22 protein-coding genes are annotated in these 20814 nt (G+C 67.1%); 16 read left to right on the top strand and 6 right to left on the bottom strand.

Annotated features, from left to right (window positions below):
- The first annotated feature begins 25 nt into the window (after nucleotides 1-25).
- On the top strand, nucleotides 26-643 hold the full coding sequence (locus tag DMX10_RS06435; RefSeq protein WP_111260318.1) for a TetR/AcrR family transcriptional regulator: 618 nt from the start codon (nucleotides 26-28) through the stop codon (nucleotides 641-643).
- Between the two features lie 159 nt (nucleotides 644-802).
- Nucleotides 803-1339 (top strand): hypothetical protein, encoded by a 537-nt coding sequence (locus tag DMX10_RS06430; RefSeq protein ID WP_111260317.1) that lies wholly within the window; start codon nucleotides 803-805, stop codon nucleotides 1337-1339.
- A gap of 122 nt (nucleotides 1340-1461) precedes the next feature.
- Here DMX10_RS06430 and DMX10_RS06425 read toward each other — a convergent pair whose 3' ends face one another.
- The gene (locus tag DMX10_RS06425) at nucleotides 1462-2475 is read right to left on the bottom strand and encodes an AraC family transcriptional regulator (RefSeq protein ID WP_111260316.1); all 1014 of its coding nucleotides are present in this window, start codon (nucleotides 2473-2475) and stop codon (nucleotides 1462-1464) included.
- 145 nt (nucleotides 2476-2620) lie between these two features.
- On the opposite strand from DMX10_RS06425, the gene DMX10_RS06420 reads away from it, so the two are divergent.
- Both DMX10_RS06420 and DMX10_RS06415 read left to right on the top strand, forming a co-directional pair.
- Nucleotides 2621-3655, top strand: coding sequence for a 2Fe-2S iron-sulfur cluster binding domain-containing protein (locus tag DMX10_RS06420; protein ID WP_111260315.1), 1035 nt, complete (start codon nucleotides 2621-2623; stop codon nucleotides 3653-3655).
- A 23-nt stretch (nucleotides 3656-3678) separates the two neighbouring features.
- Nucleotides 3679-4851, top strand: a complete 1173-nt coding sequence (locus tag DMX10_RS06415) for an alkane 1-monooxygenase (protein WP_111260314.1) — start codon at nucleotides 3679-3681, stop codon at nucleotides 4849-4851.
- 64 nt (nucleotides 4852-4915) lie between these two features.
- On the opposite strand, the gene DMX10_RS06410 is transcribed toward DMX10_RS06415, so the two are convergent.
- Both DMX10_RS06410 and arcD read right to left on the bottom strand, forming a co-directional pair.
- A complete protein-coding gene (locus tag DMX10_RS06410) occupies nucleotides 4916-6247 on the bottom strand; it encodes a BRCT domain-containing protein (protein WP_111260313.1) in 1332 nt (443 codons plus the stop codon).
- Between the two features lie 156 nt (nucleotides 6248-6403).
- Nucleotides 6404-7831: an arginine-ornithine antiporter gene (gene arcD, locus DMX10_RS06405; protein ID WP_111260312.1), complete on the bottom strand. Its 1428-nt coding sequence runs from the start codon at nucleotides 7829-7831 to the stop codon at nucleotides 6404-6406.
- Between the two features lie 240 nt (nucleotides 7832-8071).
- Between arcD and DMX10_RS06400 the strand changes: the two genes are divergently transcribed.
- On the top strand, nucleotides 8072-8434 hold the full coding sequence (locus DMX10_RS06400) for a DUF5064 family protein (RefSeq protein WP_111260311.1): 363 nt from the start codon (nucleotides 8072-8074) through the stop codon (nucleotides 8432-8434).
- A 132-nt stretch (nucleotides 8435-8566) separates the two neighbouring features.
- Complete coding sequence (locus DMX10_RS06395; RefSeq protein WP_111260310.1) at nucleotides 8567-9313, top strand: ABC transporter substrate-binding protein; 747 nt, start codon at nucleotides 8567-8569, stop codon at nucleotides 9311-9313.
- A 12-nt stretch (nucleotides 9314-9325) separates the two neighbouring features.
- On the opposite strand, the gene DMX10_RS06390 is transcribed toward DMX10_RS06395, so the two are convergent.
- Nucleotides 9326-9766 (bottom strand): anti-virulence regulator CigR family protein, encoded by a 441-nt coding sequence (locus tag DMX10_RS06390; RefSeq protein ID WP_111260309.1) that lies wholly within the window; start codon nucleotides 9764-9766, stop codon nucleotides 9326-9328.
- Between the two features lie 227 nt (nucleotides 9767-9993).
- Between DMX10_RS06390 and DMX10_RS06385 the strand changes: the two genes are divergently transcribed.
- The 4 genes from DMX10_RS06385 to DMX10_RS06370 all read left to right on the top strand — a co-directional run bounded on the left by DMX10_RS06385 (nucleotide 9994) and on the right by DMX10_RS06370 (nucleotide 13084).
- Entirely contained in the window at nucleotides 9994-10749 is a 756-nt protein-coding gene (locus tag DMX10_RS06385) for a DUF4239 domain-containing protein (protein WP_111260308.1), read from the top strand.
- Between the two features lie 280 nt (nucleotides 10750-11029).
- The gene (locus DMX10_RS06380; RefSeq protein ID WP_111260307.1) at nucleotides 11030-11719 is read left to right on the top strand and encodes a GNAT family N-acetyltransferase; all 690 of its coding nucleotides are present in this window, start codon (nucleotides 11030-11032) and stop codon (nucleotides 11717-11719) included.
- Between the two features lie 97 nt (nucleotides 11720-11816).
- Nucleotides 11817-12296 carry a hypothetical protein gene (locus DMX10_RS06375; protein WP_111260306.1) on the top strand — a complete coding sequence of 160 codons (480 nt, stop codon included), beginning with the start codon at nucleotides 11817-11819 and terminating at the stop codon, nucleotides 12294-12296.
- A 44-nt stretch (nucleotides 12297-12340) separates the two neighbouring features.
- Nucleotides 12341-13084 carry a class I SAM-dependent methyltransferase gene (locus DMX10_RS06370; RefSeq protein WP_111260305.1) on the top strand — a complete coding sequence of 248 codons (744 nt, stop codon included), beginning with the start codon at nucleotides 12341-12343 and terminating at the stop codon, nucleotides 13082-13084.
- A gap of 228 nt (nucleotides 13085-13312) precedes the next feature.
- Here the strand turns inward: DMX10_RS06370 and DMX10_RS06365 are convergent, their stop codons facing one another.
- Nucleotides 13313-14065: an SDR family oxidoreductase gene (locus DMX10_RS06365; protein ID WP_111260304.1), complete on the bottom strand. Its 753-nt coding sequence runs from the start codon at nucleotides 14063-14065 to the stop codon at nucleotides 13313-13315.
- Nucleotides 14066-14162: 97 nt separating this feature from the next.
- On the opposite strand from DMX10_RS06365, the gene DMX10_RS06360 reads away from it, so the two are divergent.
- On the top strand, nucleotides 14163-15104 hold the full coding sequence (locus DMX10_RS06360) for a LysR family transcriptional regulator (protein WP_111260303.1): 942 nt from the start codon (nucleotides 14163-14165) through the stop codon (nucleotides 15102-15104).
- 70 nt (nucleotides 15105-15174) lie between these two features.
- On the opposite strand, the gene DMX10_RS06355 is transcribed toward DMX10_RS06360, so the two are convergent.
- On the bottom strand, nucleotides 15175-15600 hold the full coding sequence (locus DMX10_RS06355) for a GNAT family N-acetyltransferase (RefSeq protein WP_111260302.1): 426 nt from the start codon (nucleotides 15598-15600) through the stop codon (nucleotides 15175-15177).
- Nucleotides 15601-16009: 409 nt separating this feature from the next.
- On the opposite strand from DMX10_RS06355, the gene DMX10_RS06350 reads away from it, so the two are divergent.
- The 5 genes from DMX10_RS06350 to DMX10_RS06330 all read left to right on the top strand — a co-directional run bounded on the left by DMX10_RS06350 (nucleotide 16010) and on the right by DMX10_RS06330 (nucleotide 20811).
- The gene (locus DMX10_RS06350; protein WP_111260301.1) at nucleotides 16010-16978 is read left to right on the top strand and encodes a GlxA family transcriptional regulator; all 969 of its coding nucleotides are present in this window, start codon (nucleotides 16010-16012) and stop codon (nucleotides 16976-16978) included.
- A 103-nt stretch (nucleotides 16979-17081) separates the two neighbouring features.
- Nucleotides 17082-17786 (top strand): NAD(P)H-dependent oxidoreductase, encoded by a 705-nt coding sequence (locus DMX10_RS06345; protein WP_111260300.1) that lies wholly within the window; start codon nucleotides 17082-17084, stop codon nucleotides 17784-17786.
- Nucleotides 17787-17943: 157 nt separating this feature from the next.
- Entirely contained in the window at nucleotides 17944-18540 is a 597-nt protein-coding gene (locus DMX10_RS06340) for a paraquat-inducible protein A (RefSeq protein WP_111260299.1), read from the top strand.
- Nucleotides 18537-19181, top strand: a complete 645-nt coding sequence (locus DMX10_RS06335) for a paraquat-inducible protein A (RefSeq protein WP_111260298.1) — start codon at nucleotides 18537-18539, stop codon at nucleotides 19179-19181. Before DMX10_RS06340 ends, DMX10_RS06335 begins: the two co-directional genes overlap by 4 nt.
- On the top strand, nucleotides 19162-20811 hold the full coding sequence (locus tag DMX10_RS06330) for an intermembrane transport protein PqiB (protein WP_111260297.1): 1650 nt from the start codon (nucleotides 19162-19164) through the stop codon (nucleotides 20809-20811). The genes DMX10_RS06335 and DMX10_RS06330 overlap by 20 nt, the downstream gene beginning before the upstream one ends.
- Nucleotides 20812-20814 lie beyond the last annotated feature (3 nt).

Genomic DNA, 20814 nt, shown 5'->3' with positions numbered 1-20814 from the left:
CCCCGGAACAAAGGCCCCGCCCCGCATGAGCAAGACACCCCAGCGCGCCCGCGACACCTACCACGTCGGCAACCTCGCCCCGCAGCTGCTGCAGGCCGCGCGGGAGATGCTCGAGGAAGTGGGGCCGACCAAGCTGTCGCTGCGCGCGGTCTCGGAGCGGGTCGGCGTCAGCTCCACGGCCGCCTACCACCACTACGCCAACCGCGCCGAACTGGTGGGCCAGCTGGCCGCCCAGGGCTTTCGCGAACTGGGCATCGCGCTGCGCCGGGAAGACAAGGGCAATGCCGGCCTGCAGAAGCTGCGCGACGCCAGCCTGGCCTACTTCAGCTTCGCCCGTGCCAACCCCGCGCTGTACCAACTGATGTTCGGCCCGGAGCTGGGCGGTGATGACCTGTCCGTGGATTACCGCGAGGCCCGCGATGACGCCTTCGGCGAGCTCAAGCGCATCATTGCCGAGATCCTCGGGCAGGCCATCGACAGCGCCGAAGTCCGCCGCGCCGCCCTGGCCGGCTGGTCCTACACCCACGGCCTGGCCTCGCTGGTCATCCACGGTGTGCTGCAACTCCCCGACTCCACCAGCGACGCCCGCTTCGTCGATAGCACCCTCAAGGGCTTCGAGCACCTGTTCCAGATCGGGGGATAGGTCGCTGCGGGGCCGAGTGGCACGCAACCGAACGGAGCACCGCATCACGCAAAACAAAGCCGCCGAGTTGGATGCGCTCGGCTGTTTTCCGGCCGTGCCTGTGCTAAAAAAGCCGCCCGGACCATCTGGCCGATCAGCGCTGACAAAGGAGCGACAAGCATGGGCAACTACTCACGGAGCGCAATCGCGTTGGCGCTGCTGCTGGCTGCGGGCACCGCGTTCGCCGAAGAGCCGGCGGAGAGCACCAGCACCCTCAAGGAGTCGGCCAAGGCCGCGGTCTCGACCGCTATCTCCGCCGGCAAGAACCTGCTGGGCGGCGCTTCGGAAGGCGTCACGGAAGGCCGTGAGTCCGCCCAGGGCGCGGACGGTGCCCTCGTCATCTCCCAGCTCGACCAGCTGGACGGCAAGGTCGACGTCAAGCTGCTGAAGGTCGAAGCCGTCGACGACAATCTGAGCGTCCTGTTCGGCTTCAAGAACCTCACCGACAAGCCGGTGCGCCTGATCAACCTCACCCACAACAGCGCCCTGCTGGCCATCGACAAGGACGACTACTCTACCAACCTGGTGCCGATGGAAAACGTCGATGAAGTCACCGTGCCGCCGAAGACCGGCGTACGCCAGAAGTTCCTGTTCCAGGGCCCGGTGGAAGGGCCGAAGTCGGTGCGCCTGTGGGGCCGCGACCACACCACTCAATAGGCCGCCGCCGGAAACACCCCGCCCTGCCCTGCGTGCCCCACTGTCTTGACACATGACGGGGCGCGCCGGCCTCGCTGGACAGAAGCCATCCTCGCGCTCTCGAAGCGCCCCCTGCGCAGCGGCTACGTCGCCTTCACCCGCAAATACTCCGACGGCGCCACGCCTTCCCACTGCCTGAACGCCCGCCGGAAGTTGGCCACGTCGCTGTAGCCGAGCACCTGGGCGATCTCCTCCACCGAGAGCCGCCCGGCCCTGATGTGCTCCAGGGCGAGCGCATGGCGGACCTCCTTGAGCACCTGCTTGAAGCTGGTGCCCTCGGCCAGCAGGCGGCGGTGCAGCGTGCGCGGTGTCATGCACAGAAGACGCGCGGTGACGACCAGGCTCGGGAAGGCGTTCTGCCGCTCCAGGATGAGCCGACGGACCCGGGCCCCGAGGGCGCTCGGTTCCCCCAGCTTCTGTAGTTCGCGCTGGCACATCAGCTCCGCCTCCCGGAAGGCCGCCGGGTCGGCCATGCGCAGCGGCGTATCCAGCAGCGCCGTGCCGAGGGTGAAGGCGGCCCGGGGTTGCGCGTAGCACACGGGGCAGCCGTACATCTGGCTGGCCAGCTCGGCGTAGGCCGGCTCGGGGAACGGGAGGCTGATCCGACTGATCGCCCCGCCGCCCGGGGTGATGGCATCGAAGATGTTCTTCACCGCCAGCATCACCGCCTCGATCACGGTCTGCTCGATCGCCCCGAGCGGATGGGTGGGCACGAAGCGCAGGTGCTCCTGCTGCGCAGCCTCATCCTGTTCGAGCTGCACCCGGACCAGCGTGATGCGCACGGCGAGGTAGCGCTCCAGCAGCTCGACGACCTGGCGCAGCGAGCCGCCCTGCAGGGCGGCGAAACCCAGCGCGCCATGGGTGCCGACGCCCAGCCGCTCGCCGATCAGCAGCCCCAGCGCCGGCTCCCCGCTCAAGCGCAACGCCTGCTGGATGAGTTCGCCGAACAGCTCGACCCGGGGCTGGTAGTGCGGGTCATCCAGTTGTTCGAGCCCGACGCCGCAATGGCCGAGCCACTCGGCGGGCGCCACGCCCATCACCCGCAGTTGCTCGGCGATCTGTCGCAGGTACTGCACGGGAAGCAGGAAGTCAGGCATCGGCGTCTGTGTTTCACGGGCGGATGGGCAGGGGAAAAAGTGTCAATTAATGACCCCCACAATGTCAATTGAGGCCCTCTCCGCCCCGCACGCAACGCCCCTAGGATGCAGCCGTCCCGACCTAACAAGCACAACAGGAGGACGCATGTTCGCATTCCTTTCCAGGCACCGCCCGAGCACGGTGCGGGTCAATGATGTCGAGATCAGGGCGAACCCCAGGGAAACCCTGCTGCACGCCGCGCTGCGCCACGGCATCGACTTCCCCCACAGCTGCCGGGTCGGCGGTTGCGCCACCTGCAAGTGCCGGCTGCTGGCGGGCCGGGTGCGTGAGCTGACCGAGGCCAGCTACATCCTCGACGACGAGGAGCTCGACCAGGGCTACATACTCGCCTGCCAGAGCGTGCCGCTGGGGGACCTGCGCATCGAGGTCGACCTCACACGCCACGCGGCCATGCGCCGGGTGCGCGGCAAGGTCGTCGGCCAGGCGAGGCTCACCCACGACATCACCCGGCTGGTGGTGCAGTTGCAGGACGCGTTGCCCTACAAGGCGGGCCAGTACGCGGCGCTGACGCTCGATGCCCTGCCCGGCCAGCCACGGCTGTTCTCCTTCGCCACGCCCCCGCGCCCGGATGGCCAGGTGGCCTTCTTCATCCGCAAGGTGCCCGGCGGGTCGTTCACCGGCCTGGTCGACGAGCGCTCGCTGCTCGGCCAGGGCCTGAGCCTGGAGGGGCCGCAGGGCGAGTTCCACCTGCACCCCTCGGCAGCGCCGTTGCTGATGGTCGCAGGCGGCAGCGGCCTCGCGCCCCTGCTGGCGATCCTGCAGGACGCCCTGGCCAACACCCCCGGGCGCCCCGCCACCCTGCTGTTCGGCGCGCGCCAGGAGCACGACCTCTACGCCCTGGACGAAATCGCCAGCCTCGCCGCGCAGTGGCCCGCCCCCTTCCGCTTCGTCCCGGTGCTGTCGCAGAGCGCCCCTGATACGCGCTGGAGCGGCGCACGCGGCCTGGTCACCGAGCACATCCCGGCGCTGTTGGAGACGGGCGCGCACGCCTACCTGTGCGGCCCGCCCGGGATGATCGACAGCGCCACCGCCCTGCTTCGCGAGCGGGGGCTGGCGCCCGGCAACATCCACGCCGACCGCTTCACCACGGCCCCGCACCCGGCGGCCGTTGGCGCCTGAACCCTACAACAAGAGAAACCGCCATGAATCCGTTGCACTACCTCAAATTCTTCCTGTTCCACGTCGTCGGGCTGGCCGCCGTGCTGTCGCTGCTCGCCGGCGGCCCCTGGACGACCGCTGGGCTGCTGGCCGTCCTGGCCTTCTACCTGATCGGCGATGCGTTCGCGGGGGATGACACCAGCACCCCGCGCTTCACGTACCCGGCCATCCTCACCGCCCAGCTCTGGCTGGCCCTGCCCCTGCTGGGGCTGATCGTCTTCACGGCGCTGTGGAGCGTCAGCGAGGGTGATCCGCTGGGCTTCGGCGCCGCCCTGGGGCGCCTGAGCGGTCAGGACCTGCTCGCCGCCCGCGACGCCACCGCCATCGGCCATCACCTCTCCGCCTGGCTGCTCACCGGGCTGATGATCGGCATGATCGGCACCATCACCGCCCATGAACTCACCCATCGCACCTGGGACCCGGTCTCCATGCTGATCGGGCGCTGGCTGCTGGCCTTCAGCTTCGACACGGTGTTTTCCATCGAGCACGTCTACGGCCATCACCGCTACGTCTCCACCACCGAAGACCCGGCCACCGCACCCCGTGGGCGCAACGTCTATGTCCATGTGCTCGCCTCGACGCTCAAGGGCAACCTGAGCGCCTGGCGCATCGAACGGCGCCGGCTCGCCCGCAAGGGGCAGAGCCTGTTCGGCTGGCACAACGCGGTGCTGCGGGGGCATGGCATGAGCCTGCTGCTGGTGGCGGCCGCCTTCGGCATCGGCGGCTGGCCGGCGGCGCTGTTCTTCGTGGCCTGCGCGCTATGGGGGAAGGCATTGCTGGAGATCGTCAACTACATGGAGCACTACGGCATGGTCCGCAACCCGGCCACCCCGGTGCAGCCTCGCCACTCCTGGAACACCAACCGGCGCATCAGCTCCTGGGCCATGTTCAACCTGACCCGCCACTCCCATCACCATGCCCAGGGCGAAGTGCCCTACCAGGACCTGCGCCCCTTCCCGGACGCACCGATGATGATCGGCGGCTACCTGACCACCATCCTGGTGGCGATGATCCCGCCGCTGTGGCACCGGCTGATGACGCCCAAGGTGCTGGCCTGGGACCGTGACTTCGCCAGCGAGGAAGAACGCCAGCTGGCGAAGGAGGCGAACCGGCGCAGCAGGATTCCCGCGATGCTGGCGCGGGCGGACGAGGCCTGATCGACGGGTTGTCGGATGCAACGAGCGGCGCCGCCTACCCCGGTGACCGCTCGAACACCCGCGCTCAGATGGCCCGCGTGTACAGGGGCTTGAGGAAACCGTGCCGCGCCAACCCTTGCGCCAGCGCACGGGGTATCACCGCGTACGAGGGCTCGCCAGGGCGCGTGTGGAAGATGAAGTCCCACGCCTCGCTCTCCGAGGCCATGTCGTGCAGCAGCCGCAGGAACGGCTTGGGAAAGGTGTCCTCGGAGAACTTGAACGACGCGCTGTAGGGCCTGCCCTCGAACCGGCAACTGAGCGTGAAGCTGCCCTGGGTGCCCGGCTTGCTCCGGTACTGGATATCCTCCAGCGGCAGCCCCGAGTAGGCGGCGATCCGCGCCAGCGCATGCCCATAGCCCTTCTCGTCGGCCTCGAAGAGGTAGGGCGCGTAGCGGGTGATCTTCGTGTGGTGGTCGCGGAACAGGTGGGAGATGCCCCATGCCGTCTTCGGGTCCAGCGGGCCACGCAGTTCGGCCGGGATGTCCCGCGCATGGCGATACGCCTTGAACTTCGCGGCCAGGCCCGGATGCCACTCCCGCGCGCTTTCGAGCTGCGCCTGGTAGTAGTGCTCGTTGAGGTAGCCGCACCCACGCAGCACGGCGAGCACGTCTTCGAGTACCTCGGCGGGCAGCGAGACGACCGGGGCGTCCTTGTCCGGAAAGCAGTACTGGTAGGCGATGACGGGGCCGTCTTGCTGCTCCTGCTGAGGCGCCTCGCTATCCACCGCAAGCGTCTCGCCACCTGCCAGCACATCCAGCAGCTCGTCCTCATCCATGGTCCTGATGCCAAGGGCTTCGGCCTTGCCGGTCTTGTCGGCCCCCGGCTTGCTGCCCATCACCAGCAGCGTGGTCTTGCCGTTGACGGACTTCTGGATGATGCCGCCCTTCTGGGCGATCAGCGCCTCCAGTTGCGGCCGGGTGTAGTCCCTGAAGGCGCCGGTGACCACCACGTGCCGGCCGACGAAGCCAGAGGTCGGCGAAGGCAGCCAGCGCCACGGGCGCGCGGCATGGTCGTCGAAGTACTCGCACGCGTCATCCATGTAGAAGGTTTCCGCGGTGCTCGAGTCGAAGGCGCTGATCTCGATCTCGGTCGCGCCAAGGAAATGGAAGAACGCCACCAGCACCTCGACCTCCAGGGAGCTGGCCGACTCGAACTCCAGGTGGAACAGCCCGTCGCTCTCGCGCAGGGTGATGGCCGCCGCGAAGATGTCGTCGACATCGTAGAGCGTCTCCTCGACGTCCATCGCCTCCACCGCCGCGTAGTCCTGCGCGTTCACATGGCGCACGAAGGTGCGGATGGCGTCCTGCGCGGCAGCGCCGTCCGCTTTCATGTACAGGTTCAGAGAGAGCGATGACATGGGATTCTTCCGTGAAAGGTCGGCCTGGTGGCGGACGGCGAGCGTGCGGCAAAGCACGGGATAAATCCGCGACGCAGACACGCAAATCACAACGAGCTCCACGTGCTTTCGCGGCGGGCGCCTATCGCCACCCCGCCCTGGAACCCGTCGCTCGCCTCACAACGTCAGCAACCCGCTGTACAGGCCATAGGCCGCCACCCCGGCGCCAAGGATCACGCAGGCGAAGATGCCCCTCTCGATCGAGGTGAACAGCGGTTCGCCCTGCTCGTGCTTGGCCTTGGCGAACAGCAGCACCCCGGGCGCGTAGAGCAGGGCCGAGAGCAGCAGGTACTTCACCCCGCCGGCGTACAGCAGCCAGACCGCGTAGCTCAGCGCGATGCCGCTGACGAACATGTCGCGCGCACGCTCCCCTGCGGCCCCCTCGTAGGTCTCGCCGCGCTGGCTCAGCAGCAGCGCATAGGCGGCGGACCACAGGTAGGGCACCAGGATCATCGACGACGCGAGGTAGATCAGGCTGGTGTAGGTGCCGGCGGAGAACAGCGTGATCAGCAGGAACAGCTGGATCATCCCATTGGTCAGCCACAGGGCGTTGACCGGCACATGCTGGGCGTTTTCCCGGCAGAGGAATGCCGGCATGGTCCGGTCCTTGGCCGTGGCGTAGAGGATTTCCGCGCAGAGCAGCGCCCACGACAGCAGGGCCCCGAGCAGGGAGATGGCCAGCCCGACACTGATCAGCAACGCCCCCCAGGGGCCGACTATGCGCTCCAGCACCGCCGCCAGCGACGGGTTCTGCAACTGCGCCAGTTCTGGCTGGCTCATGATGCCCAGCGACAGCAGGTTGACCAGCACCAGCAGCGCCAGCACGCCGAGGAAACCGATGACGGTGGCGCGCCCCACGTCGGCGCGCTTCTCCGCCCTCGCGGAATACACGCTGGCCCCCTCGATGCCGATGAAGACGAACACCGTCACCAGCATCATGTTGCGCACCTGCTCCATCACGCTGCCGAACTTCGGGTTGCTGCTGCCCCAGATGTCGCGGGTGAAGATTTCGGCCTTGAAGGCGACGGCGGCGATGACGATGAACATCACCAGCGGCACCACCTTGGCCACGGTGGTGAGCTGGTTGATGAACGCCGCTTCCTTGATCCCGCGCATCACCAGAACGTGCACGGACCACAGCAGCAGCGAGGCGCAGCCTATGGCGATCGGCGTATTGCCCTGGCCGAACACCGGGAAGAAATAGCCGAGGGTGCTGAACAGCAGGACGAAGTAGCCGACATTGCCCAGCCAGGCGCTGATCCAGTAGCCCCAGGCCGAAGAGAACCCCATGTAGTCGCCGAACCCGGCCTTGGCGTACGCGTAGACGCCGGAGTTCAATTCCGGCTTGCGGTTGGCCAGGGTCTGGAACACGAAGGCCAGCGTCAGCATGCCCACCGCTGTGATCGACCAGCCGATCAGTATCGCGCCGGCATCGGCCCGCTCGGCCATGTTCTGCGGCAACGAAAATATCCCGCCGCCGATCATCGAACCCACGACCAGGGCGATCAGTGCACTCAAGCGAAGCTTCTGTGCCGGTTGCGTCATTCCCGCGGCTCCCCTGCCAGAGAGGGCCTCACCACGAGGCCGCCACCCAGTGATTCAAACAAGCACAAAAAAGCCGGTTCCGCCTGCCGACGAACGTCCGTGGGCCGGCGATCGCGCGTGCGCACCCGCCGGGAAGCCCGCTTTACAAAGCCCGAAGACAAACTAGCGTTCAATGACCGACGCCCCGCCCGGCGAAACCCGCCCCCAGCCGGCAACCCGCATCTTAAGGAGGAGAACCCCATGGCCACGTTCGAACCCGGTCGCCTGCACATCGAGCGCCATGCACTGAACGAGCACGATGTGAGCTACGACCTGTGCATCGACTACCAAGTCTCCCAGGACCCGAAGGAAGGCAAGGGCATGCTCTTCACCCTGCACGGCAGCATCATGGGCAAGGAGCTCAAGGAAACCTTCTTCCTGCCCAAGGACCTGGCCTACAACTTCGCCAGCAACGTGACCAAGATCGCGGAGAAGTACGGCATTCCCAAGGCCCTGAGCAGCATCGGCTCGATGCACAAGCACTACGACGCGATGTTCGCGGATGTGCGGGAGCAACTGAACGCACAATACGGCGAACCGGTGAAGCCGGAGCATCTGGAATAACCACCCCGCCGGCTGCGCGCATCGTCCCAGCGGCGCGCAGCGTTCGGTCTTATGGTGTATCCGGCCTGATACCGCCGCTATGCTTGCCCCCGATTCCCTCCCCGAACGGCTCCAGTCCACCAGGCAGAACATGTGAAGTCGGTCTTTACTGCAGCGCTGCTCTGCCTGGTGCTCGGCACCACGGCCAGGGCGGAGCGATACCAGGTCGTCACCGAAGAGTGGGCGCCCTACAACTACCTTGAGAACGGCCAGCTGACCGGCATGGCCACGGAGGTCGTGCGGGCCATCATGGCGCGCACCGGGGACGGCTTCGAGATCGCGGTAATGCCCAGCATGCGCGCCGCCCACATGCTGCAGACCCGCCCCGGGACCATCATGTACTCGATGTTCCGCACGCCGGACCGGGAACCGCTGTACAAGTGGGTCGGGCCTATCGTCGAAGAATCGATCCATCCCTACCAGTTGTCCGACACCCCCGTCCCGGTGAGCTCACTGGAGCAACTGATGCATGCGCCACGCCTCACCACCCGCCACGCCGGCCTGGTGCCGAGGGTGCTGGAGTCGCTCGGCTTCACCAACCTCGACAAGAGCGCAGCAGAAAGCCAGCAGCTCTACCGCATGCTGCTGGCCAGGCGAACCGAGTTGATCATCGGCGATACCGATGCGGGCGTGAGCTACTACAGCCGCCAGCTGGGTATCGCGCCGGACACCCTGCGCCGGGTGCCCGTCGAGGTCTATCGCTCATCCCTGTACATCGCCTTCAGCCGCGATTGCGACGACGCGCTGATCGACGCCTGGGCCCGCGCGCTGGAGCAGCTGCGGCGCTCGGGCGAGCTGGAGCGCATACGGCGCCGCTATGAATCGCCCGCCGAGCCTTGAGCGAGGGCGGGGTCAGTCCAGTACCCCGTGCAGCACGTCCTGGATCACGCCCGTGGCGATGGCGATCAGCAACAGATCGGTACCGGCCTGCTGCCACTCGTAGCCCTCGTAATGGGGAAGCCTGCCGAGCAGCCGGCTGTCGAGCTTCCTGGCGATCCCGGGCGGAAGCGGCTTGCCCCGTGCCAGGTTCTTCTGGATGCCCGGCGGCAGCGGGGCGCCGGGGCTCCAGTAGCCACGGTTGTCATCGAGGATGATCCTCACGCCGCCGATATCGACGCTCGGGCCACCCTGCCAGTCATTCCCCCCGCCCTGGCCCTGGTGCCCCTGGCCGCCATGCTGGCCGCCCTTGTCGTGCTTGTTGCCCTTGCCGTTTCCCGGGTCGGCCATCGCGGGGGCCGCGATGATCAGGGCCCCTCCGAGAAGCGCCGCCAGCAATGTAGTGAGCCTGGACATACGAACCCCTCCTGCAGGGACATAACGATCTGCCGAGTCTAGCCCTTGCGCGGCATCCCGCCGACGCCGGCAGCCAGCAGCCGGTGTCGAGAACGGCGAACTCCCGCGGAACCGGGTCGCCAGAACCAAATGCACCGGTACCGTTCGAAAAGCACAGCGGCGTGTTGCTCGCGCAGCTAACGTGGTACTGCCCCAACCTGCCCGCGCGGATAACGAGAACGACGCCTATGGAACCCATCTGGATTGCGCTAGGGACATTCACCTGCCTGCTGGCGGCATCCCTGCTGATGATGCAGCTGTACCCCAAGCTCTCGGCCCGGCACCGCGACGAGGACACCAATACCGTGGTGCGGCTGGTCGCCAACATCTTCGTCGTCATGACCTCACTGGTGTTCGGCCTGATGATCAATTCGGCCAAGAACACCTTCGAGGGCATCGACGCCAGCATGCACGGCTACGCCACGAGCCTGATCATTTTCGACCGTACGCTGAAGAACTATGGCGAGGATGCGCAGAGCACACGCAACCACCTGGCCGCGTATGTCGAGCGCGCCATCGCCAACCCCTACCGGGGCGATGAAGCCCTGCAGCACCGCACGAGCCCCGCCACGCAATTTTTGGACGAGATCGGCGTGGCGCTCGCTGCCATCAAGCCCCACAACCGATACCAGGAAACCCAGCTGAGCGACCTTCGCCAGCAATATCACTCGCTGGTCGAACAGCGCTGGAGAATCGTCGAACAGTCCGAGGGCACGATGCCCCTGCCCCTGATCGGCATGCTGGTCGCCTGGATGACCCTGATCTACGCAAGCTTCGGCTACCGGGCTCCGCGCAACCCGATGGTGGTCAGCATGTTCACCACCTCGGCGATGCTGATCGCAGCCTCGGTCTATCTGGTGCTGGACATGGATATCCCCTTCCACGGCCCCATCCAGATTTCCGACGCACCGCTACGAAGAGCGTTGGCGGAAATCCAGATGTAGAGGCTGGCCCGAACTCGCTCGCCAAGTGGCAGCGGGAAGGCGTGCTCGATCCCGGCGGTCACGTTCTTGCCGCCGCAGTCCTTGCCCGTCGTGATCAGGCAGCGGCCGACCCGGGTGAGTTCGACCCCGCATGAGACGTGATCCTCCCCTCGAGCCCCCCACCGGCTCACATTCATGTGCTCGAAAAACGCTCGGGCGGGGGCGGCGAACACGCACTCCGGCGCTACAATGTCGCCCGCGCCGATTCCCCGGATCGGGCACGCCCGGAGCCCGCTTCACCATGTTCACCCTCGTACACCTGGACACACCGCCGCCCGAGTCCCTGAAGAATCAGGTTCTGCAGATGGTGGTGGACTACTTCAGCGACATCAGCCCGGTGTCGCTGACGCCCAGCAATCCGCTCTATCAGCTGTATCAGTACGTGATCGGCTACGAGGTGCACCTGTACCTGCAGGCCATGGACGCCACCCAGGCCAGCAGCGCACGCCTGGTCCTGGCCCTGGACGATGAAGACCCGTCGCAGGTTCGCGGCTTCGCCCTGTACCTGCCGAGCCAGGACGATGCCGAGGCCGCCACCCTGGCCTACCTCGCCGTCCAGGCCAGCCACCGTCGGAACGGCATCGCCCGGGCCATGCTGCAGCGCGTGATCGAGCAGCGCCCCCATGTCGAAGTGGCCTGCGCGGCCGGCAAGGCGCCGGTCTTCGAGGCGATGGGCTTCCGGGTGCTGGCCGCGCAAGGGCCGCATGTCCTGCTGAACACCCGCGCCCATCGCTCCAACGGCATGGTGGCGGTGCAGAACCTCGCGCCGATATTCGAGTCCAGAGAAGTGCGGCAGATCCACGCCTACCTGGTTCAGCAGCACGGCAAGAAGGCCCTGAGCGAGGCCGAGAGCAAACGCGACCGCCTGCTCGACCAGATGGCCTACCAGGCCGAGATGCTGGTGAAGGAGCGCTTCCCAACGATTCACTGAAGGCCCCAGCCAGCAGGCATGAAGCCAGGGCGCCCGACCCGGGCTGGATGAGCATTGCGCAACACGAACACAGCCACACCACATGAGGAGTCCACTCATGGCATCCGCCGACAAACAGCGAAAACGAGCCCAGCGAGCCAAAGCCAAGGCGAAACAGAACCGCTCGGGGAAACCCAGGACCACCGCCCTGCATCCTCTTCTGGCCGACCCGCTGATCAACGAGCCGTTTCACAGGGTGCTGATCGACCTGGACGCCTTCGATTTCAAGGACATCGAAGCGAATGGTTTCAACCCGGCAGACTACGACGACCTGTTCCGGATGATGAGGTACGGCGAGCGCATCAGCCTGCTGGCGATGTGCGTGGTATTCCTCCAGTACCCGGTGCTGGAACGGGTGCTCGCGGAGCAGACGCCGGATTCGGCGATCAATTTCACCATGGCGCTGCTGACGACCTACCGGGACATCTTCCACGGTGAAGACCCGGATACGGCCCTGGAATGGATGGGCAGCGACGCCTTCCAGAGCGCCTATAACCAGGCCTCGGCCATCCTGCAGGAGAGGAATTCGCGCCGCTGAAGTACCATGCCGCGCCGACACTCCATCGACCCCTCTGGCCGCCTATGTCCTCCAACGCGCTGTACACCGACCTGTCCCATTACTACGACCTGATGTGCGCCGACATCGACTACCGCGCACAGAGCGACAGCGTGCGACGACTGCAGCAGCTGTTCGGCAACCCGGGTCGCAGGCACCTGGACCTCGCCTGCGGCACCGGCCCGCACGTGCGCCACTTCCTCGACTTCGGCTACCGCAGCGCCGGCCTGGACATCAACCAGCCGATGCTGGATATCGCCCAGGCGCGCTGCCCCGAGGCCGCGTTCAGCCGGCAGGACATGGCCAGCTTCCGGGTGGACGAACCCCAGGACCTGATCACCTGCTTCCTCTACTCCATCCACTACAACCCGGATCTGCAGCAGTTGCGGGCGTGCCTGGCCAGCGTCCATGACGCGCTCGCGGAAGACGGCGTGTTCTGCTTCAACACGGTGGACAAGGCCCAGATCGACAACCGCTCCTTCGTGCGCCACACCGTGGAGCACGAGGGCAGCCTGTTCACCTTCGGTTCCGGCTGGTATTACGCGGGGGAAGGCGACCGCCAGGCACTGCGCCTCGGCATCGAGAAGACCACGGCCGGCGTGACCCAGGCCTGGCAGGACGAGCACCCCATGGTCGCCCTGAGCTTCGCCGAGCTGCAGCAGCTGTTGCAGCCGCAGTTCGAGGTGCACCTGTTCGAGCATGACTACGAACGCATCACCCCCTGGAATGGCACCTCCGGCAACGCCCTGTTCGTCTGCGTGAAGCGCTGAGCCGCGCCATGCTTGCGAATGCCTTCAAAACCACCAGCCGGCTTGCCATCGCGCTGTCACTCGCGGGCCTGGCCGGCTGTGCCTCCGATGGTGGGTCGGGCGAGGCCGCCGCCGTCGGCGCCCTGCTCCTGCCATGCCCGCCAATGTCGACCCCAGCCTGGTAAACGCCGCCGTCGGCTCAGTCCGGGAGTATCCGCAAGCTCCGCTCCTGGATTGATGCCGGGCCATTCAGACCAGCCTGGCACCGCCGTCGATGTTCAAGGTCGCGCCATTCATGAAGCCGTTGCTCATCAGAAAGACCGTAGCAGCGCCCGCCTCCACCGCGGTGCCGAGGCGGTGCAGCGGCAACGTCTGTTCCAGCGCCGCGACGAAGGCATCGCGCCCCTCGCCCAGCGCCTTGCCGAAGAGCGGGGTGTCGATCGGGCCGGGCGACAGGGTGTTGACCCGGATCGGCGCCAGTTCCAGCGCAAGACCACGCGCCAGCGCCTCCATGGCGGCGGAGGCGGCGGCCAGCACGGCTGTGCCGTGGGCGTTGGGGCGCTCCGACAGCATTCCGGAAATGAAGGTGATGGAGCCGTCTTTCGCCAGGCGCTCACCCAGGGCGCGAATGGCGTGCACCGACGCCCACATGCGCTCATCGAACGCCCGGCGCAGCTGGTCGAGCTCGGCATTCAGCACCTTGCCCACTGCATAGGAGCCCGCGAGCAAGACCAGGTGGTCGACTTTCGGGATATCCGCCAGCGCGGCCTGGACGGCATCGCCATCGGTCACGTCCGCTGCGCGCCAGGCGTCCAGGCCGTTGTCGCGGGCGGCCCGTTCGGCACGGGTGGCATCGGAGCCGATCACGGTGACGTGGGCACCCTGGGCCTTGGCCTGGATGGCGGCGGCCAGGCCGATGCCGGAGGTGCCGCCGAAGATCACCACGGTGCGGCCATTCAGATCGGTGGGCAAAGCGTGATCGAGAGCGAGAGGGAAAGTCATGGGTCATCTCCTGAAACGCCGAAGTGGCGTCGATGGGAGAAGGCTAATGGCGGGACCTCGCATTGATAATCAGGCCGCATGTCGCTTTACTTATGCCATGAAGGAATCAATTGGCCTGGACCGCCTGACCGGTCTCATCGCATTCGCCCGCGCGGCCTCCCTGGGCAGCTTCACCGCTGCGGCCCGGGACCTGGCCGTGTCCCCATCGGCCATCAGCAAGAGCGTGCAGCGCCTGGAGCAGCACTTCGAGCTGAAGCTGTTCAGCCGGACGACCCGCTCGCTCACCCTGACGCCGGAGGGGCAGGACCTGTACGAGCGGGCGCTGCGCCTGCTGCGCGAGGTGGAAGACATCGAGCAGGCCGCCGTCGCCACGCGCGCCGAACCCTCCGGCCTGTTGAAGATCACCGCCCCGCCGCCCATCGGCCTGAACATCCTCGCGCCAGCCATCCCACGGTTTCGCGAGCGCTACCCCAGGCTCACCATCGACCTGCGCCTGGGCGACCCCTACGCGGACATCATCGAGCAGGGCATCGACGTCGCGGTGCGCGTGGGCAACCTGGCGGATTCACGGCTGATCTCGAAGAGCCTGGGGCCTCACCGGATCGCCGCGTTCGCCTCACCGGCCTACCTGGCCAGGCACGGTACGCCGCGGCAACTCAGCGACCTGGCCCACCATGACTGCGTGAACTTCCGCTACCAGAGTTCCGGCCAGGCACTGCGCTGGCCGTTCAGCGTGGATGGGAAAGTGGTCGAGGTGGAGCCGGACCCGGCCATCGTCATCGATGCCAGCGACGCGGTGGCCGCCGTGCTCGCGGCCGGTGGCGGGATCGGCATCTCGCCGACCTATGTCGCGGCCCCCTACGTCGCTCGCGGTGAGCTGACGCCGCTCTTCCCCGAGTACGTGGTCGACCGTTCCGCCATCACCGCGCTGTGGCCGGAAAGCCGCCGGGGCAGCCCCAACGTCAAGGCGTTCGTGGGGTTCATCGCCGAGCTTTTCTCGGCCCCCACGGCCTGGGACGAGATCGTGCGAGGGGCTTGAGCGGCCGACACGGCAGCTGCCAGGACGGCGCCGTCGCCCTGCGTGCCGTCACACCGAGGGCACCCGCCCATCAATCCAGCCGCTTCTGGAAGTAGAAACGCCGGTGCCCCGGCGGGAAGTCCTCGACCTGCCCGAACGCGGTGTAGCCGTGGCGCTTGTAGAACTCCGGCGCCTGGAAATCGAAGGTGTCCAGCCAGATGCCGACACAGCCCTTCTCGCGCGCCGCGCGTTCGGCCATTTCCATCAATTGCGATCCCGTGCCCTGCCCCCGCGCCTGCTCGGGGATGGCCAGCAGCTCGATGTACAGCCAGCGGTAGAAGATCTCCCCGTAGAGCCCGCCGATCACCTCGTCGGTCCGCTCGTCACGCACCAGCAGTGCCAGCGTTTCGCGCTGCGGGTCGCCGGCCTTGGCCCGGTTGTGCGCCCGCAAGGGCTTGAGGATGGCGGCGCGGTCGTCCTCGCTCGGGGTCGCCGTCACGTCGATACGGGTGTTCATGCGCCAGTCCCTAGACATTGAGATGGGTGGAAACAGACCGGCCCTTCCTCGAACCGGCAGGCCACTATGTCGATGCCGGGCGCACGAGTAAATAAATCCACGCGCCGTACCAGCGCTCTTGTGGGAGCGAATTCATTCGCGATTACTCCCAGCCGACCACCGCAGGCCCCATCGCCCACCTTCGCGCATGCCGCCCATGTAGGGTGGACGACGCTTCACCCGTCCACCATGCGCGGTTCCACCGTGGCACGGCACAGCATGGGTTTCGCACAGCTCCACCCATCCTACGGAGAGCACACCCGCGCAGTGGCTCGGCGGGCCGCACTGGTGAGATGGGATGGGCCGAAGCTTTTGCGTGCGCCCCCACGCAGGTGTAAAAAGACGCCACTTCCATGCGGATAACGCCAACATGCCCGTTGCGGCCATCTACCTCTACGACCAGTGCTACGCCTCCAGCGTCAGCGGTTTCGCCGATGTCATGCAGGTGGCCAATGCGCACCTCGCCGCACAGGGCTCGGCGGAGCAGTACAGCTGGTCGTTCATCTCCGCTGCGCGGCAGGTCACGGCGAGCAACGGGTTGCCGCTGAAGTCACGGCGGGCCGAGGCGGACGAGCGTTTCGACATCGTCTACATCCCCGCCTGCCACTACCCGGGCTACCACGGCTTCCGCGCCCTGCTCGACCAGCAACGCCCGCAGTGGCTGGTGCACCAGTGGGAGATGGGTGCCGAGCTGATCGCCACCTGCACCGGCACCTTCCTGCTGGCCGACACGGGCCTGCTCGACGGTCGGGTCGCGACCACCACCTGGTGGCTGGAGGAGCAGTTCCGCTCCTGGTTCCCGGCGGTGGACCTGCAGATGGCGCCCATCCTCACCCAGGCCGACCGGCTGTTCTGCGCCGGGGCGCTGTCGTCCTACCACCTGCAGTCGATCCAGACCGTCGAGCGCCATTCCGGGGCGGCCCTGGCGGCGCGCTGCGCGAAGAGCCTGCTGATCGACGTCAGCCAGACACTGCAGACCCCCTTCCTGCCGCTTCTGGCGCACCGCTCCCACGAGGACGCGCTGGTGCGCCGGGCCCAGGACCACCTGGAACGGCACCTGGCCGAGCCCGTCCGCCTGGCGGACCTGGCGCAGCGCCTGGCGGTGAGCGAGCGCACGTTGATACGGCGCTTCCAGCAGGCCGTGGAGACGACGCCCCTGGCCTACCTGCAGAACCTGCGCATCGAGGCCGCCAGGGCGCTGCTGGAAACCGGCAACCAGCGCGTGGAAGACATCGCCCAGGCCGTGGGCTACCAGGACGGCAGCTCGTTCGTGCGCCTGTTCCGCGAGCGCATCGGCCTGACGCCAGCGGCCTATCGGCGCAAATTCCGCTTCGACTGACAGGAACCCGTTGTCGGCATCCGCATATCCGGCGTCATCTTTGCCTCTGTGACGGCGGCGCCCGGCCCCCTACCCTGGCGCCCAGTCCAACCGAGGTGCCTTTATGAACGTCCTGATCGTGCACGCCCATCCCGAACCCGCGTCCTTCTGCTCGGCGCTCTGCCGGGCGGCGGCCGAGCACTTCCGTGGCCTCGACGCCAGCGTGGAGGTCTCCGACCTCCATGCCATGGGCTTCGACCCGGTGGCGAGCGAGCGGGACTTCACCGAGCGGGCCGATGCCGACTACCTGGTCTATGCCCTGGAGCAGCGCAACGCGGTGAAGCACGGCCTTCTGCAACCGGACATCCAGGCGGAGATCGACAAGGTCCGGCGCTGCGACCTGCTGATCCTCAGCTTCCCGGTCTACTGGTATTCCATGCCCGCCCTCCTCAAGGGCTGGATCGACCGCGTGTTCGTCTCCGGCCTGTTCTACGGCGGGCGGCGGATCTTCGACCAGGGCGGCATGCGCGGCAAGCGCGCGCTGGTCTGCGCCACCCTGGGCGGGCGCGAACGGATGTTCTCCGCCGAAGGCATCCACGACGATTTGCGCGAGCTCTTCCGCCCGCTGCTCAAGGGCACCCTGGGCTATACCGGCTTCGATGTGCTGGAGCCCTTCTTCGCCTACCACGTGCCCTACCTGGACGATGCGGCGCGCGGCGCCATCCTCGGCGACTGGCGCCAACGGCTGGCCGGCATCGACGGGCAAGCGCCGCTGGAGATGCCCGTCACAGGCGACTACGACGCCCACTTCGAAGCGCGCATCCGCTGAGGCCCCGACTCGCGGCCCCACTGCGCTTTCTGCACCTTCGCACTCGCAATCGGGATTCTTTGATCCACACTTCTGTCGGTGTCGTTCCGCTTTGACGCTGCCCGTCTTCGCCCCGGAGAGGCGGGCGGCAAGGCTTCGGTACACGATAGAGAGGCGTATGGCGAATCACGACGAGTTGATCATCTGTGAGCACTGCGACTGCGTGTTCGAGAAGCTCACGCTGGCCCGGCACCAGACGGCGCACTGCTCGCGATGCGGCGGCGTGCTGCAGCGCTACAACGGCCTGACCATCGAGCAACGCCTGGCGCTGAGCCTCACCGCCCTGGTGCTCTGGGTGTTCGCCAACTTCTATCCGGTCATGAGCATCAGCCTGAAGGGCCTCAAGAGCAGCGCCACGCTGTGGGATTCGGTGCTGGCACTGAGCCAGGGGCCCATCACCTTCATCGCCCTGGTGGCGGCCATCTCCATCATCATCGCGCCGCTCTTCCAGTTGCTGTTGCTGTGCTGGGTGCTCGCCTTCGGCCTGCGCCAGCGCCGCGCGCCGGGCTTCCGCCTGTGCATGCGCTGGCTGGAGTCCCTGCGCCCCTGGAGCATGCTCGAGGTCTGCCTGCTGGGCGCGCTGGTGGCGGTGTTCAAGCTGGCCGGCATGCTCGAGGTCATCCCCCACGTCGGCCTGTTCGCCCTGGCCGTGCTCGCCCTGCTGCTGATCCGCATCGCCGGGCGCGACGTGCGCGAACTCTGGGGGCTGCCATGAGCACGCCGCCGCTGGCCAGCGAGCTCGCCCTGTGCCTCTGCCACAGCTGCGGCAAGGCCTGCGACATCACCCGCCACGCCCACCAGTGCGAGCGCTGCGGAGCGCCACTGCATGCGCGCAAGACCAATTCCCTTAGCCGCACCTGGGCCTTCCTGCTCGCCTCGCTGGTGTTCTACGTCCCCGCCAACCTGCTGCCGGTGATGAACACCAGCCTGTTCGGCAACGGCACCGACAGCACCATCATGAGCGGCGTGCTGGAGTTCTGGCAGCACGGCGCCTGGGACATCGCGCTGATCATCTTCATCGCCAGCATCGCGGTGCCGGGGCTCAAGTTCGTGGTGCTCACCCTGCTGCTGGTCACCGTCCAGCGCCGCTCCTCCTGGGCGCGCCGGGAGCGCTCCGGCCTGTACCGCCTGGTCGAGCTGATCGGCTACTGGTCGATGCTCGACGTGATCGTGGTCGCCCTGGTGGCGGCGCTGGTGAAGTTCCAGTCCCTGGGCGAGATCGAACCGCGCGCGGGGATTCTTTTCTTCGGCCTGGTGGTGGTATTCACGATGCTCGCCGCGATGAGCTTCGACCCCCGGCTGATCTGGGATACACCCGATGACGAGGAGGTCAGGGATGAGCGCGGAAACCCGTGAGACAGGCCCCGGCCGGCCCCTGGTGAAGACCCGCCGCTTCAGTGTTTCACTGGTCTGGATCGTGCCCATGGTCGCGGTGCTGGTGGGCCTGTCGCTGGTGGTGCACAGCTGGATGCAGCGCGGGCCGACCATCACCGTCACCTTCAAGACCGGCAGCGGCCTCACGGCCAACAAGACCGAGGTCAAGTACCGCAACGTGGTGATCGGCCATGTCTCCGAGGTGGCGCTGAGCAAGGACCAGAAAAGCGTCGACGCCACCCTCGAACTGGCCAAGGAGGCGGAAAGCTTCACCCGCGAGGACTCGCAGTTCTGGGTGGTGCGGCCACGCATCGGCGCGGGCGGCGTATCGGGCATCGACACCCTGCTCTCCGGCGACTACATCGGTGCCGACACCGGCCAGGCCACCCGCCGCGCCAAGGTGTTCGTCGGCCTGGAGAACCCGCCGCCGATCACCTATGGCGAGCCCGGCCGGCGCTTCACCCTGCATGCCCCGGACCTGGGCTCGCTGGACATCGGCTCGCCCCTGTACTTCCGCAAGATCCCCGTCGGCCAGGTGGTGGCCTACAACCTGGACGAAGACGGCAAGGGGGTGAGCATCGAAGTGTTCGTGCATGCGCCCAACGACAGGTTCGTCACCGAGAACACCCGCTTCTGGAACGCCAGCGGCATCGACGTGAACCTCGGCGCCAACGGCGTCGCGGTGAAGACCGAATCGCTGTCGTCGCTGCTGGTCGGCGGCATCGCCTTCCGCGCCCCCGACTACAGCCCCAACGACCGGCCCGCTGCCGAGAACAGGGCCTACGAGCTGTTCGACGACCAGCAGGCCGCCCTCGCCCCGCCCAGCGGCAAGGCGCAGTACCTGCGCCTGCGCTTCGACCAGTCGCTGCGCGGCCTGAAGGTGGGCGCCCCGGTGGAATTCCTCGGCGTCGAGATCGGCAAGGTGGTCACGGTCAACCTGGACTACGACGCGCAGAAGCACAGCTTCCCGGTGGACGTCGGCATCGTCATCTATCCGCAGCTGCTCGGCCAGGCGCACATCAAGCTGCTCCAGGCAGTGCAGCACGACCCCAGCGACGAGGCCGGCGGCGCCCGCCTCATGGGCACCTTCATCGACAAGGGGCTACGCGCCCAGGCCCGCACCGGCAACCTGCTGACCGGGCAGCTGTACATTTCCCTCGACTTCTATCCCAAGGCGCCGAAGGTGGCCTTCGACCCCAGCGCCCGTCCGGTGAGCATCCCCACCCTCCCCGGCAGCTTCGAGAAGGTGCAGGAACAGTTGCAGGCCGTGGTCGACAAGCTCAGCAAGCTGCCGGTGGAGCGGATCGCCAACAACCTCGACAACAACCTGGTGGAGCTGCGCAAGGTGCTCGCGCAGTTCAACGGCAAGACGCTGCCCGGCGTGCAGACCACCCTCGAAGACGTCAGCAAGACGCTGCGGTCGGCCAGCTCCACGCTCGCCGAGGACTCGCCGCAACGCGAGCAGCTGACGCAGACCCTCGACGAGCTGGAGCGCATGTCGCGCTCGCTGCGCGAACTCTCCGACTACCTGGGACGGCACCCCGAATCGCTGATCCGCGGGCGGCCCGAGAACGCCACCCCCGGCGGCCTGTCGGCACCGCCGAGCCAATGAACA

This window comes from Pseudomonas sp. 57B-090624 (assembly GCF_003234055.1).
Classification (GTDB): domain Bacteria; phylum Pseudomonadota; class Gammaproteobacteria; order Pseudomonadales; family Pseudomonadaceae; genus Metapseudomonas; species Metapseudomonas tohonis.
Note: the sequence above shows the minus strand (reverse complement) of the source record. Positions and strands in the feature narration are given on the sequence as shown.